General features: G+C 65.4%; 11 protein-coding genes and 1 other RNA gene. 4 read left to right on the top strand and 8 right to left on the bottom strand.

The window, feature by feature from the left end; genetic code table 11:
- Positions 1-31 precede the first annotated feature (31 nt).
- From WI560_RS06665 to rsmH, 3 genes are read right to left on the bottom strand one after another with little or no spacing between them, the layout of a single operon-like run.
- Positions 32-1774 carry a penicillin-binding protein 2 gene (locus tag WI560_RS06665; RefSeq protein ID WP_257177041.1) on the bottom strand — a complete coding sequence of 581 codons (1743 nt, stop codon included), beginning with the start codon at positions 1772-1774 and terminating at the stop codon, positions 32-34.
- Positions 1771-2163, bottom strand: a complete 393-nt coding sequence (locus WI560_RS06660; RefSeq protein WP_257177040.1) for a hypothetical protein — start codon at positions 2161-2163, stop codon at positions 1771-1773. The genes WI560_RS06665 and WI560_RS06660 overlap by 4 nt, the downstream gene beginning before the upstream one ends.
- Before the next feature lie 3 nt (positions 2164-2166).
- Positions 2167-3156 carry a 16S rRNA (cytosine(1402)-N(4))-methyltransferase RsmH gene (gene rsmH / locus WI560_RS06655; RefSeq protein WP_375307361.1) on the bottom strand — a complete coding sequence of 330 codons (990 nt, stop codon included), beginning with the start codon at positions 3154-3156 and terminating at the stop codon, positions 2167-2169.
- A 524-nt stretch (positions 3157-3680) separates the two neighbouring features.
- Between rsmH and WI560_RS06650 the strand changes: the two genes are divergently transcribed.
- Both WI560_RS06650 and rnpB read left to right on the top strand, forming a co-directional pair.
- Positions 3681-4463 (top strand): N-acetylmuramoyl-L-alanine amidase, encoded by a 783-nt coding sequence (locus WI560_RS06650; RefSeq protein ID WP_028138082.1) that lies wholly within the window; start codon positions 3681-3683, stop codon positions 4461-4463.
- Positions 4464-4601: 138 nt separating this feature from the next.
- Positions 4602-5027, top strand: an RNA gene (gene rnpB / locus WI560_RS06645) — RNase P RNA component class A.
- A gap of 184 nt (positions 5028-5211) precedes the next feature.
- On the opposite strand, the gene WI560_RS06640 is transcribed toward rnpB, so the two are convergent.
- Both WI560_RS06640 and WI560_RS06635 read right to left on the bottom strand, forming a co-directional pair.
- On the bottom strand, positions 5212-5925 hold the full coding sequence (locus tag WI560_RS06640) for an alpha/beta fold hydrolase (RefSeq protein ID WP_375307360.1): 714 nt from the start codon (positions 5923-5925) through the stop codon (positions 5212-5214).
- 67 nt (positions 5926-5992) lie between these two features.
- Entirely contained in the window at positions 5993-6427 is a 435-nt protein-coding gene (locus tag WI560_RS06635) for a DUF983 domain-containing protein (protein ID WP_375307359.1), read from the bottom strand.
- A gap of 79 nt (positions 6428-6506) precedes the next feature.
- Between WI560_RS06635 and WI560_RS06630 the strand changes: the two genes are divergently transcribed.
- A complete protein-coding gene (locus tag WI560_RS06630; RefSeq protein ID WP_375307358.1) occupies positions 6507-7877 on the top strand; it encodes a PLP-dependent aminotransferase family protein in 1371 nt (456 codons plus the stop codon).
- Positions 7878-8052: 175 nt separating this feature from the next.
- On the top strand, positions 8053-8796 hold the full coding sequence (locus tag WI560_RS06625) for a sulfite exporter TauE/SafE family protein (RefSeq protein WP_257195483.1): 744 nt from the start codon (positions 8053-8055) through the stop codon (positions 8794-8796).
- Between the two features lie 146 nt (positions 8797-8942).
- Here WI560_RS06625 and WI560_RS06620 read toward each other — a convergent pair whose 3' ends face one another.
- From WI560_RS06620 to WI560_RS06610, 3 genes are all read right to left on the bottom strand, one after another.
- Positions 8943-10349, bottom strand: coding sequence for an MATE family efflux transporter (locus WI560_RS06620; protein ID WP_375307357.1), 1407 nt, complete (start codon positions 10347-10349; stop codon positions 8943-8945).
- Positions 10350-10413: 64 nt separating this feature from the next.
- The gene (locus tag WI560_RS06615; RefSeq protein WP_375307356.1) at positions 10414-12213 is read right to left on the bottom strand and encodes an ABC transporter ATP-binding protein; all 1800 of its coding nucleotides are present in this window, start codon (positions 12211-12213) and stop codon (positions 10414-10416) included.
- A gap of 347 nt (positions 12214-12560) precedes the next feature.
- Entirely contained in the window at positions 12561-14147 is a 1587-nt protein-coding gene (locus tag WI560_RS06610; protein ID WP_375307355.1) for a DHA2 family efflux MFS transporter permease subunit, read from the bottom strand.
- Positions 14148-14164: the final 17 nt, after the last annotated feature.

Raw genomic sequence — 14164 nt, 5'->3', positions numbered from 1 at the left:
ACTCAGCCGCGGCGAAAAGCCTACCCGTTGATTACTGGGTTGTCCTGGATGCTGCAAGAATAAGGCGCTCCGCAGGCGGCAGGTCGAAACGCGGCTCGACGCCCAGAAGCGGCGCGATCCGCTCGATCACCTTGCCGCCGGTCGGCACCGCGTTCCATCCCGAAGTGATGAAACCATGCGTTTCAGGCAACGCCTGCGGCTCGTCCAGCATGATCAGGACGTGATATTTGGGGTCGTCGCAGGGCAGGATGGCGGTGAACGAGTTGAGCACGCGCTTCTTGGCGTAGCGGCCGTTGATGACCTTCTCGGACGTGCCGGTCTTGCCGCCGACATAATAGCCCTTGACGTCCGCCTTTCTTGCCGAGCCGACTTCGGCATTGAGCCGCATCAGGAACCGCATCTTGTCGCTGGTGTCCTGCTTGATCACGCGCTTGGCCAGCGCCGCGGCTTCGGATTCGCTGCGCTTCATGAACGTCGGCGGAATCAAATGGCCGCCGTTCACCAGCGCGTTGATGCCCATCACCGCCTGGAGCGGCGCCACCGACATGCCCTGGCCGAAGGCGATGGTGACGGTGTTCAGTTCCCCCCAGCGTCGCGGCACCAGCGGCGCCGCGCTTTCCGGCAGCTCGGTGCGCAGCCGGGTCGTCTGTCCCAGCTTGGTGAGGAAGGCCTTGTGCGCCTCGACGCCCTGGTTGAGCGCAATCCGTGCCGCGCCGATGTTGGAAGAGTAGGTGAACACTTCCTTGGTGTTGATGAAGCGCCCGAGCGGATGGCTGTCGTGGATGGTGAACTTGCCGTAGTGCAGGTTGCCGCGTGCGTCCCACATCGAGTTCAGATTGATCTTGCCGGAATCCAGCCCCATCGCCAGCGTGAACGCCTTGAAGGTCGAGCCCATCTCGTAGACGCCGGTGGTCAGGCGGTTGATGCGGTCGGGATCGTGCGCTTCCTTCGGATTGTTGGGATCGAAATCCGGCAGCGACACCATCGCGACGATCTCGCCGGTCTTGACGTTGGAGACGAGGCCGGAGGCGGCCTTGGCGTGGAACTTGTCCTTGGCCTTGAGCAGCTCGTCGCGCAACGCGTGCTCGACGCGCAGATCGACCGAGAGTTCGATCGGCTTCTGCAGCCGGTCGGTGGCGAATCCGGCGCGATGGAGATCGGCGAGGCCCTGATTGTCGAGCCACTTCTCCATGCCGGCGATGCCCTGGTTGTCGATGTTGACGAGGCCGATGAGGTGGGCGACCTCGTTGCCGGTCGGATAGACGCGCTTGTTCTCGCGCAGGAAGCCGATGCCGGGAATGCCGAGCTTGTGAATCGCCTGCTGCTGCTGCGCCGTGACCTCGCGCTTGAGCCAGACGAAGCCCTTGCGCGTCCTCAGGCGTTCGCGCACCTCGGCCTCGTCGAGGTCGGGCACGGTCGCGGTGAGAAGCTCGATCGCCTCGTCCTTATCGATGATGCGGCGCGGCTCGCCGAACAGGCTCGCCGTCTTGACGTCGGTCGCGAGGATCGCGCCGTTGCGGTCGACGATGTCGGGCCGCGCGGTCGCAACCACCTCCTGCGAGGCCGCGCGACGCGCACTGTGGGCGTCGGCGCCGATCGCGAACATCACGAGCCGGCCGCCGATCAGGGCGTAGACCAAGGCGAAGGCGAGCATGGCGAGACCGACGCGTGCGCGCGCCTTTACGGCGCGGTCGACGTTGCGTCCGTACAGCAGGCTGCGGATCAGACGCTGCCGCCAGGGTTCTGCAGGCTTGGCCGGAGTCACAGCGCTCATTGCTTGTCCTCGGGCTGAGGCACGGAGCCCGTCACATTGTCGGGATCGCTGGCGGCTTCGATGGTGTTGAGCATGGCCCCGATCGGATCGGGCTCGCCCGGCCTGAACATCCGCGGCGGACGCTCCGGCAGGTTCTTCAGCGAATCATATTGCGTGCCGTTGACCGGCCTGAGCTGCAGATGCCGGTCGGACAGCCCTTGCAGCCGGTGCGGCGCATCGAGCTTGGCCCACTCGGACCGCAGCGCCGCGATCGCGTCGCGCTGCTCGCGGATCTCCGCATGCAACCGCAGCACCTTCTCGGTGCGCGCGGTGGAGTCCATCTTGATCCGGTAGACATAGGCCGCCGCGAAGATCAGCGCGCCGATGACGATGAGGTGGATGATGCGCATGCGCTACCCGCCCCTGATCACGTCGGAGAGTTTCGGCCAGGACGATTGCTCGCCATCCTGATGCGCCGGCGCCGAGGTGCGTTCGGCCGCGCGCAGCTTCGCGGAACGCGCCCGCGGATTATGCGCGACTTCGTCGTCACCGGCGACGATGGGCCGCCGCGTCAGCAACTGGAAGCTCGGCGCAACTTGCGCCAGTTCCGGCAGATGCCGCGAGCCGCCGCCGGTCTTCGAGCGCTCGGCGAGGAAATTCTTGACGATGCGGTCTTCGAGCGAATGAAAGGAGACCACGACGAGGCGGCCGCCGGGCTTGAGCACGCGCTCGGCGGCCGCCAGCGCGGTCTGCAGCTCATCGAGCTCCTCGTTGACGAAGATGCGCAAAGCCTGGAACGTCCGCGTCGCCGGGTGAATCTCCCCGGGTTTCGATCGCACGACCCTGCCGACGAGATCGGCGAGCGCGCGCGTCGTCGTGAACGGCGTCTCCTGCCGGTCGGCCACGATGGCGCGGGCGATGCGGCGCGAATGCCGCTCCTCGCCGAGCTGATAGATGATGTCGGCGAGATCGCCTTCGGAGGCACGCGCGACGACGTCGGCTGCGGTCGGCCCTGACTGTCCCATCCGCATGTCGAGCGGACCATCGAGGCGGAACGAGAAGCCGCGGCCGGCCTGGTCGAGCTGCATCGAGGAGACGCCGACATCCATCACGACGCCGTCCACGGTGTCGAATCCCTGTGCCGCGCAGACATCGGCGAGATTGGAGAAGCGGTCCTCGACCAGGGTCAGCCGGCCGGCGGAGCGTTCGACCAGCGCGCCACCGCTCGCGATCGCCGTGCGGTCGCGATCAATGGCGATGAGCCGGGTTCCCGGCACTTCCAGGATCGCACGGCTATAGCCGCCGGCACCAAACGTGGCGTCGACGTAAAGGCCGCCATCGCGCGGAGCGAGATGGGCGATGGCCTCGCGGCCAAGAACGGGAATGTGCGGGGCCGGGCTCATGCGCCACGCCCGCCGAAGGCCCTGCCTGACGTCCAAGCGAGATCGGGGACGAACAAGCCCATAACGCCTCGAATCATTCCGCGTCGCGGCGGTTCCACGACAAAGCCCCAGTCCGGCATGGTTACCGAGCCCGGTCGTCCCGGGCCGCAGACCGAGTGTTCCCAGCGGAATTTGTCGGGCAGCCATGGGATTTCGAGCCAAAATACGCTTTGGCCGCCTCCGGACGCGGGTCGGCTCTTCATCTCTCAGTAACGGCCCTTAGCGTTAAGAAAGCGTTGATCGACTCGTTACAAGTCGCAAAGGTGAAGCGGCGGTGATGCCTCTTCCACACACATCCGCAAAATGCATCCGTTAACCGCGCCGCGCGATTGCGTACGGTTGACGGTAAAGGAATAGTAAAGAGAAGGGCTTGGCCCATTCGCGTCCGACCTGAGTTGTCCATGCCGCCGTCCGGTTCGTCCACACCGTCTGGAACTGATTCGAAGCGCCACCGCGTCCTCCCGGTTCCCAAGGCCGCGGCGAACATGCGGACGTTCGAGCCGGACTCCTCGATCGTCTCCGACATCATCCCTTCGCCGAATTACGGCGAGCGCAACAAGGGACGGCAGCCCGATATGATCGTGCTGCACTACACCGGCATGCCCGATGTCGAGGGCGCGCTGGCGCGGTTGTGCACGGCCGGCACCGAGGTCTCGGCGCATTATGTCGTGCTGGAGGACGGCCGCATCGTGCAATGCGTGCCCGAGACCAAGCGCGCCTGGCACGCCGGCGTATCGTCCTGGGCCGGCGAGGACGACATCAACTCCTGCTCGATCGGGATCGAGATCGTCAATCGCGGCCATGACTGGGGCTATCCGGAGTTTCCGTTGCGCCAGATCGCCGCCGTGATCGCGCTGTGCCGCGGCATCATGCTCCGCCGCAAGGTGCCGTCCCACCGGGTGCTCGGCCATTCCGACGTCGCGCCCGCGCGCAAGAAGGACCCCGGCGAGAAATTTCCGTGGCACTCACTCGCCAATTCCGGCGTCGGTCACTGGGTCACGCCCGCCCCTGTCGTGCGCGGCGAGACCCTGATGCTCGGCACCATCAGCGACGAGGTGCTGAGCCTGCAGCAGGCGCTCGCCAGATACGGCTACGGCGTGCCGCTATCAGGCAAATACGACGCCGCGACCATGGAGGTCGTCACGGCCTTCCAGCGTCATTTCCGCCCGGCGCGGCTCGATGGCGTCGCGGACCACTCGACGCTGTCGACATTGCAGGCGCTGCTGGCCAGCCTGCCGCCGGAGGGGACGACCGTCGCGTCGAAGTGACGACAACAGCCGGACGCGCCATCGCCCGTCCCGTGTCCCGGACGCACTGGGCACACATCTTCAGAGAACTGTTTTGCAGGCCTGCGCTCGGCGATATCGGCTTGACGGGACGGTCACAAATGCCCCATGCGTTACCGGTCAGTCGGCCGGACGGCCGCTCCGGCAGGTGCCGAAAGGCCGCCGGGGAGGAAAGTCCGGGCTCCCTTGACATGCGGTGCCGGATAACGTCCGGCGGGGGTGACCCCAGGGAAAGTGCCACAGAGAACGAACCGCCCCGCTTCGCCTTCGGGCTTCGCGGGGTAAGGGTGAAAAGGTGCGGTAAGAGCGCACCGCGGCTGCGGCAACGGAGCCGGCATGGCAAACCCCACCGGGAGCAAAACCGAATAGGGACGGCGTAGCGGGCTGTTCGCGAAAGCGATAACGCCGCGGGGCGATGTCAGGCCCGCTGTCCGGGTAGGTTGCTCGAGGCCGTGTGCAAACACGGTCCCAGAGGAATGGCCGTCACGTATCGTCCGCGCAAGCGGGCGTGCCCTACAGAACCCGGCTTACAGGCCGGCTGATATCTTGCAACGAGGGGTTCGGCGTGAATGCGCCGGGCCCCTCACCATTTTGGCCGAGCACGTCGCCCTCAACGTCGTCATTCCGGGGCGCGCGTAGCGCGAGCCCGGAATCCATCGGCCGGCAGAGTTGGTGGAAGAATGGATTCCGGGCTCGCGACTTCGTCGCGCCCCGGAATGACGAGCGAGAATTAGGCGACGATCTCGTCCAACACTGCCAACAGCGCCTCCGGCGCGGTGACATTCGGTGCATGACTGGCGTCGAGCTCGAAATAGCGCCATCCCTTCTCGTTCTTCGTGCGCGTCGCGAATTGCCCGAACACATCGCCCGGCGGGATGCGGGTGCAATAGATGTAGCTGCGCGGGATCGTCGGCTCGCCATGTTCGAGCCTCAGCTTCGTCTCGAAGCACTTGATGGGCATCGGCACCCGGCGCGCGTTCAGCCAGTCGAGATCGGCCTGCGGCGTATCCGGCGGCGGCGGGTTCGGCGGAATGCGATAGCCGTCGCCGGTAGCGACTGCCTTGCGCATCGGCTCCCGCCCACCCTCGTTGAGGTCGAACAGCGACTGGCCGTCGCGTGGCACGAAAGCATCGAGATAGATCAGTTGCCTCACGCGCTCGCGGGCGCGGTCGGCGACACCGGTCGCGACCATGCCGCCATAGCTGTGACCGAGCAGCACGATGTCGTCGAGATCCTCGAATCTGATGACGTTGAGGATGTCCTGAATGTGCGTGTCGAGATCGATCGCCGGGCTGGCGAGATGCGCGCGTTCGCCCAGGCCCGTATAGGTCGGAGTCACCAGGCGATGACCGGCCTCAGCCATCAGCGGATGCATCTTCTTCCAGGCCCATCCGCCGGACCATGCGCCATGACAGAGCAGGAAGGTGTTCGCGCGGGCGGCCATCGGCGTTTCCATCGTTGTTGTTTCGACGATGGAGTGTAGCGACCGGCCGCGTGATGTAAACGCCGCCTCAGGCGGCGCGGGCGTCGGCCTTCCCCAGCACGGGCGCGAGCTCGCCCGCTTCGCGCCGCAGCTTTCCCGCCTCGAATCCGTGCATGCCGAGCTGCCATTGCAGCCCCACGATGGCACCCTTGGTCGGCTGCAGCAGTGCGAGTGAGGCGAACAGCGTCACCGGAAGCCACACGGCAAGCTGCAACCATTCCGGCGGCGCATAGGCGGTCTCTACCGCGAGGATCGCCGGCACCACGAGATGTCCGACCACGACCATCACGAGGTAGGCCGGAAAATCGTCGGCGCGCTGATGAAACAGCTCCTCGCCGCAATGATCGCAATGATCGGCGACTTTCAGGAAACGGCCGAAGAGATGCCCTTCGCCGCAATTCGGGCACTTGCCGCGAAAGCTGCGCCACATCGCCTTCCCCAGAGAGACTGAACCGGCCGCCATGACCACACCTCTTCCTTTTCGACGACCCATACAATAATAGGCTGTATCCATACATTCAAAGGATAAGGGCCGGAATTGCATGGATTGGATCCCGACAATCTCGGAGCTGTCAGGCCCGCGCTACCACCGCATCGTCGAGGCCATGGAGGCGGACATCGCCGCCGGCCGGCTGGTGCGCGGCCAACAGCTGCCGACGCAGCGCGCGCTGGCGAAAGCCCTCGGCATCGATCTCACCACGGTGACGCGCGCCTACACCGAGGCGCGGCGCCGCGGCATCCTGGAGGCGCGGGTCGGACAGGGTTCGTTCGTGTCGGAGACCAGCGCGCGCCGCGCCGTCGACCTGCCGCATCCCGTCGCGATCGATCTGTCGATGAACGTGCCGCCGCATCCGCTGGAGGCGCAGCTCGACGAACGCATCATCGCCGGGCTGGAATCCATCCGCGCGCAATCGGGCCTGACGGCGTATCTCAACTACCAGCCGCCCGGCGGCAGCGCGCATGAGCGCGAGGTCGCGGCGCGCTGGATGCGCGGGCGGGTGCCGCACGCGCATGCCGACAGGCTCGTGGTCTTTCCCGGCGCGCAGACGATCCTGTTCAACCTGCTCGCGCACCTCGCGAGGCCCGGGGATATCGTGCTGACGGAGGCACTGACATTCCCCGGCATCAAGGCCGCAGCCGTGCAGCTCGGCATCAGGCTCGTCGGGATCGCCATGGATGATGGCGGCATCCTGCCCGATGCGCTGGCCCAGGCCTGCCGCGTGCACAAGCCTAAGGCCGTCTATCTCATTCCGACGTTGCACAATCCGACCACAGCGACGCTTTCTGCCGAGCGGCGCGGTGCCGTTGCAAAGATCATCCGCGACGCCAACACGATCCTGATCGAGGACGACGCCTACGGCCTGCTCGACCGCTCGGCATCGCCGATCGCCAATCTCATTCCCGAGCGGACTTATCTCGCGACCACGCTGTCGAAATGCATCGCACCGGCGTTGCGCGTCGCCTATCTGGTGACGCCCGACGGCGGCGCGCAGCGACAGATGCGTACGTCCCTGCAGGCGACCGTGCAGATGCCGGCGCCGCTGATGGTCGCACTGGTGACGCATTGGATCGAGACCGGCGTTGCCGATCGCATCATCACCGCCATTCGCAACGAAGCAATCGGCCGGCAGCAGCTCGCGCAACGCACGCTGAAGGGCTTCCAATTCCTGGCAAGGCCGGCAGCGCATCATCTATGGCTGCGGCTGCCCGAGCGCCGGCCCGATGTCGCCGCAGATCTGCTGCGGAACGGACTTGCAGTCGTCGCCGCCGATGCTTTCACGGTTGGCGGGATGCCGCCGCACGCGGCCCGCGTCTCGCTGGGGGCGGCCCGGAACAGATCTGAATTGACGGAAGCGCTGCGCATCCTGGTCGGCGCGCTGCAGAAGCCCGCCGACACCAGGCAAATCGTCTAGACCATCGACGACGAGGGCGATGGCCGCAGCGCACGATCGTCGCCGCCCTTCGCGAAAGCTCGACGCGCCGCAGATCACGCTTGCATGCGGGATGGATTGACTTGCACGGCAGCAAGCGTGCTATGCGGGCGGCGGCGATCGACAATTCGGGATCGCCGCGGCGAAGGACAATCCGTTGGAAATGCTCACCTACGTCCTGCTGCTCCTCGGCGCGTTGGCCGGCGGCTTCGTCTCGGGGCTGGCAGGGTTCGGCACGGCGTTGATGGCGCTCGGCATCTGGCTCTACGTGCTGCCGCCCTCGCTCGCGGTGCCGCTGGTGCTGATCTGCTCGGTGATCGCGCAGACCTCGACGTTGCCGTCGATGTGGAAGAGCTTTGACCTCTCGCTGGTCTGGCCGTTCCTGATCGGAGGGCTGGCCGGTGTGCCGCTGGGGACCATGATGATCGCCTCGGCCGATCCCAAAGTGTTCAAGCTGAGCGTCGGCATTTTAATTCTGATCTTTTCGAGCGCGATGTATCTGAACAAGAGGCCGCTCGCGATCACGTTCGGCGGCCGCATCGCCGACGGCGCGATCGGCTTTGCCGGCGGCATCCTGGGCGGCCTTGCCGGATTGTCGGGTCCGCTACCGATCCTGTGGGCCAACATCCGCGGCTGGAACAAGCACGAGCGGCGCGGCATCTTCCAGCTCTTCAATTTCACGGTGCTGGCCACCGCGCTGGTGCTGCAGACCGCATCGGGTCTCGTCGAGCTCAAAGTGGTCTGGCTCGCACTGGTCGCCTTTCCAGGTACCTTGATCGGCGCCTGGGCCGGCGCACGCGTCTATCATGCCCTCAACGACAAGCATTTTGGCGATGTCGTGCTCGGCCTGCTGTTCCTGTCCGGCCTGACCCTGGTCTGGAACAGTCTCGGCGCGCTCTAAAGCGCGATGAGATTTGGATGAATCGTCATCGCGCTTTAGATTGTTGTTTGCGCATGATCTTGCCGGAAAACCGCTGCGCACTTTTCCGGATCATGCTCTAGCTCTTCCGTCCTTCCAACGAACGCAACGCAAGGAACAAGCTGCCGTCACACCGGCTCGCGGGCGAGAGGCGCGACGGGTTCGGGGCCATCCTGCTCCGGGGTCTTCTCCTTCAGCACTAAAGTCAGGCGCTTGTTGAACTCACGATGTAACAGCCACAGGCTCAAGCCGGCCTGCAACGTGGTCGTCGCGACCGAGAGATACCAGACGTGCTCCATGCGGAAGCCCGGCTGCGTCGAGAGCCAGATCGCCGGCAGGGAGTAGGTGAACACGCGTGTCGCCGAGGTCAAGAGCACCGGCTTGGTATTGCCGAGGGCCTGAAACATGCTCGAACAGGTGAAGATCAGCCCTTGCGCGATCATGTTGAGCGAGATGATCCGCAGGAACAGATAGGCGATCTCCATGGTCTCGCGGTCGTTCGAGAATCCGCCGAGCAGCAACTCCGGCCTCACCTGCGCAAGGATCATGAAGCTGGCCATCACGAGCGTGACGATCAAAGCGGTCTTAATGAAAGTTTCCCGCACGCGCGCAGCGTTGGCTGCGCCGAAATTCTGTCCGGCGATCGGCCCGGCCGCCAGCCCGACCGCGAGCGCAGGCATGTTGATCAGGCCGAGCACGCGCTGCCCGATGCCGAATCCCGCTTGCGCCGCCGCGCCGAAATCGCGCAGCACGTAATAGACCACCGCCATGAAGATAAACATCATCGCGAACTCGCCACCGGCCGGCAGGCCGACGTCGAGAATGCGCATGAGATGGCGCGGATGCGGCCGCCACTGCGCCGCGCTGAAGGCGACATAGCGCTCGACCTTGCAGAAATAGACCAGCAGCATCAGCGCGCCGACGGCGACCGCGATCGAGCTCGCCAGCCCTGCGCCGGCAACGCCGAGCGCATGGCCGGTGCCCCATCCCGTGATCAGAACCGGCGCCAGGGCGATGTTGATGACCACGGCAAGCGTCTGCACCAGCATGACGGGACGAACGATACCGGTGGCGCGCAGCGCCGATCCCATCACCTGGGTCGCGAACTGCAGCGCGAGCGCCGGCATGAACCACAGCAGGTAAGTGGTCCCGGCCTCGATCGTGGCCTGGTCCGCGGCGATCGAATGCATGTAGGGGCGCGATAGCGCGGCACCTGCGAGCAGGGTCAACACTCCGAACAGCACCGACAGCACCATCGCCTGGTTGAAGATCCGGTTTGCATCCGCCCGGTCCTTGCGTCCCACGGCATGCGCGATCAGCGCCACCGCGCCGACGCCCAGCACCTGCATCAGCCCGTTGACGAGGAAGCCGGCATTGCCGGCCGCGGCAACGCCCGCGACCGCGGCATCGCCGAGGCCCGACACGAAGTAGAGGTCGACCAGCTGGCAGATCATGATCGTGACCATGCCGACCATAATCGGAGGGGCCATGGCCAGGATGTGTCTCACGATGGAGCCGTTCGTCAGGTCTTTCATGTCGTTCCATCCTTGACGCATTCCTCGGCGGCGTGACAGCGGGGGTGCCCGCCGCCCCGCGCCGTCATTCCGCCGCCGCGATATGTCCGAGCTCCACCACCTGGCGCTCGAACAGGCCGCGATAGATGCCGCCGGGCTTGCTCGCGAGCACGGCGTGGGTGCCCTGCTCGACGATCTCGCCGCGGTCGAACACCAGGATGCGGTCGAGGCTCCTTACCGTCGACAGCCGGTGCGCAATTACGATCGAGGTGCGGCCCTTCATCAGCCGCTCCATCGCCTGCTGGATCAGCGCCTCCGATTCCGAATCGAGGCTCGAGGTCGCCTCGTCCAGGATCAGCACCGGCGCATCCGCCAGGAACGCGCGCGCCAGCGCCACGCGCTGCCGCTCGCCGCCCGACAGTTTCACGCCGCGCTCGCCGACCAGCGTGCCATAGCCCTTCGGCAGGCGCAGGATGAAGTCGTGCGCATTCGCCAGCCGCGCCGCCTGCTCGATCGCCTCCAGGCTGGCACCCGGCCGGCCATAGGCGATGTTCTCCGCAAGCGTGCGGTGAAACAGGATCGGCTCCTGCTGCACGATCGCGATCTGACCGCGCAGCGACTGCTGGGTGGCGAGCGCGATATCCTGCCCGTCGATCAGCACGCGGCCGCCGCTGACGTCGTAGAGCCGCTGCACCAGCTTGACGAAGGTGGTCTTGCCGGAGCCCGAGCGTCCGACCAGTCCCACGCGTTCGCCGGCCCGGATCGTCACCGACAGCCCGTCGTAGAGCGGCGCGCGATGGCCGCCATAATGGAACGTGACGTCGTCGAACACGATCTCGCCGCCCTCGATTGCGATCGGCCGCGCATCGGACGCATCCGCAATCCCGATCGGCTCGTCATGGATCGCCACCAACTCGTCCATGTCGTTGACCGAGCGCTGCAGGTTGTTGATGTGCATGCCGACGTCGCGCAAGTACGCATGGATGACGTAATAGCTCGTCAGCACATAGGTGACGTCGCCGGGCGAGGCATGCCCGGACATCCACAGCAGCACCGAGCCGCCGATCACGGAGGCGCGCAAGGCCAGCAGCAGCGACAGCTGCGCCATGGCGGTGTAGTTGTAGCGAAACCAGGTTCGCCGCACGCGCACCCGCCACCGGTTGATGACGCGGGCCAGCCGCGCCTCCTCGCGCATTTCGGCGCCGAAGGATTTCACCACCGCGTTGCAGGTCAGCGCGTCCGCCAGCGTGCCCCCGACCTTGGTGTCCCAGGCATTGGAGACGCGTGCGGCCGGCGCGATGTAACGCGTCGAGAACACGACCGTGGTGGTGACGTAGAGGATCGCCCCGATCGCGATCACGAGGCCGAGCGAGGTCCAGTGCACGCCGATCAGGATCATCGAGCCGACCAGCACAAGCAGCGAAGGCGCCAGCGCCATCAGGAGGGTGTCGTTGAGCAGGTCGAGCGCCCACATGCCACGGGTGATCTTGCGCACCGTGGAGCCTGCAAAGGAGTTCGCGTGCCAGTCGGTCGATAAGCGCTGCACGCGGGTGAACGCGTCCTGCGCGACGTCGGACATGATCTTCAGCGTGTACGGCACGATCGCCTGCAGTCCGATAAGCCGCAGCACCATCGAGGCCGCGCCCAGCGCCACGATCGCGCCGAATGCCACCAGCGCGGCGTGGCGCGCCTCGGGATCGGACGGACCACGCGTCAGCGCATCGACCAGGTGCCCCGAGAACACTGGCATGAATAAATCGGCGATGGTCGCACCCAGGAGGCCGCCGGCCACGATCAGGCCGCGCCCCGGCTGCTTCAGCCAGTGCCGGAACACGAAGGGCAGCACCACGCGAATGGCGGCGGGTCTCTTGGACAGAGCGGTCATGACATCATCCGGCCGCACGCGCGGGCCGGCTCCATCGACGGACACAGGCCGGCCACGAGGGCCGAACGGCGTCACTCAAAACTGACTTTGGCTTGGGAAGCGGAGTGATCGGGACGCTTGGTCGAAACCTTGGCCCAATCGAAGCTGGCGGAAGAGGCCTCTAACAGGCCGCGTACATACCGAGCCAGAACGTGATCGAGGTCATCATCGAGCGCGGGCGTACGATCTGCGAATGCGACGAAATCATGCAAATCCCTCCCGGTTCGATTGAATGAGGTGCGCTTTATAGATGTGTGGCGCGCGCATTGCAACGGGGCCCGTGCGAGATCACGGACGAGTGTTGCAAATTAGTGCGCATCGCCCCCGGCGCCGAACGGCGACGGCGGCCTGTTCAGCAGCAGCACCAGGAAGCTGAGGGCGAGATAGAACAGCGTCAGGATGAAGAAGGCATCGCCGAAGCTCATCACCACGGCCTGGCGATGAACCAGCTGGGAAAGCTGCTTCATGGCCATCAGCGCGGAATCGCCAAGTCCCTGAAATTTCTGCATGAACATGCTCAGGGTTTCGGTAGCGGTGGCGTTGCCCCAGGTCACGCGCTCCTGCAGGCGGCTGATGTGAAGGTCGGTGCGGTCGTTGAGCACCGTGTTGATGACGGCGAGGCCGAGCGCGCCGCCGAGATTGCGCATCAGGTTGAACACGCCGCTCGCGTTCTTCACCTTGTCGGGCGGCAACGTGCCGAGTGCGACGTTGTTGGTCGGGACCATCGCGAACATCATGCCGACGCCACGCAGGATTTGCGGCACCAGCAGTTCATAGAAATCATAGTCCCGCGTCATCCAGGTCATCTGGTAGGAGCCGAGCGCGAACACGACGAGGCCGAACGCGATCATGTAGCGCATGTCGACTTTCGCCATGAGCCGGCCGACCAGCGGCGCGACCAGGAACATGGTGATGCCGGAGACGAACATGGTGTCGCCGATCATCAGCGCGCTGTAGCCGCGCACCTCGGCGAGATAGCGCGGATAGATGTAGGTCAGGCCATAGAGCCCGATGCCGATGCAGAACTGCAGCGTGCAGCCGACGGCGAAATTGCGGTCCGAGAAGGTGCGCAAATTGACGATCGGCTCGGCCGCGGTGAAGACGCGCCAGAAGAAGGCGATGGCCGAGATGCCGCAGATCCAGGCGCAGATCGCGACCGACGTGTCCTGCATCCATTGATATTGCGGGCCCTCCTCCAGCACATATTCCAGCGTGCCGAGGAAGCTCGCCATGAACAGCAGGCCCCACCAGTCGAAGCGGTCGAGCAGCTCGAAATGCGGCTCGTCGAAATCGACCAGTGCCAGCACGCCGACGGTGATGCCGATGCCGGGCACGACGTTGATGAAGAACAGCCAGTTCCACGACATCAGGTCGGTAATGTAGCCGCCGACCGTCGGGCCGATGGTGGGAGCGAGGGTCGCGACCAGCCCGATGATGGGGCCGACGATGTGGAATTTCGTTCGCGGGAAGACGGTATAGGCCGAGGCGAACACCGTCGGGATCATGCCGGCGCCGAGGAATCCCTGCAGCGCGCGCCAAAGGATCATCTCCTCGATGGTGGTGGCAAAGCCGCAGAGCAGGCTCGCGGCGGTGAAGCCGGCGGCCGAGATCGCGAACAACAGCCGCGTGCCGAAGGCGCGCGACAGGAATCCCGACAACGGAATCGCGATGACCTCGGCGATCAGATAGGCGGTCTGGACCCATGAGACTTCGCTGGAGCTTGCCGACAGGCCGGCCTGGATCTCGCTGAGGGATGCCGAGACGATCTGGATGTCCAGGATCGACATGAACATCCCGAACACCATGATGATGAAGGCGAACAGCCGCTTCGGCGCGATGCGCTCCGACGCCGGGTCCGCCATCATGGTAGGTGAAGCGGTGGTGGCGGTTGCCATGGGTCAGCTCGGAATCC

This window comes from Bradyrhizobium sp. A11 (genome assembly GCF_042077125.1).
In the GTDB taxonomy this organism is placed as follows: domain Bacteria; phylum Pseudomonadota; class Alphaproteobacteria; order Rhizobiales; family Xanthobacteraceae; genus Bradyrhizobium; species Bradyrhizobium japonicum_B.
This window is presented reverse-complemented; position numbering and strand designations above follow the sequence as displayed.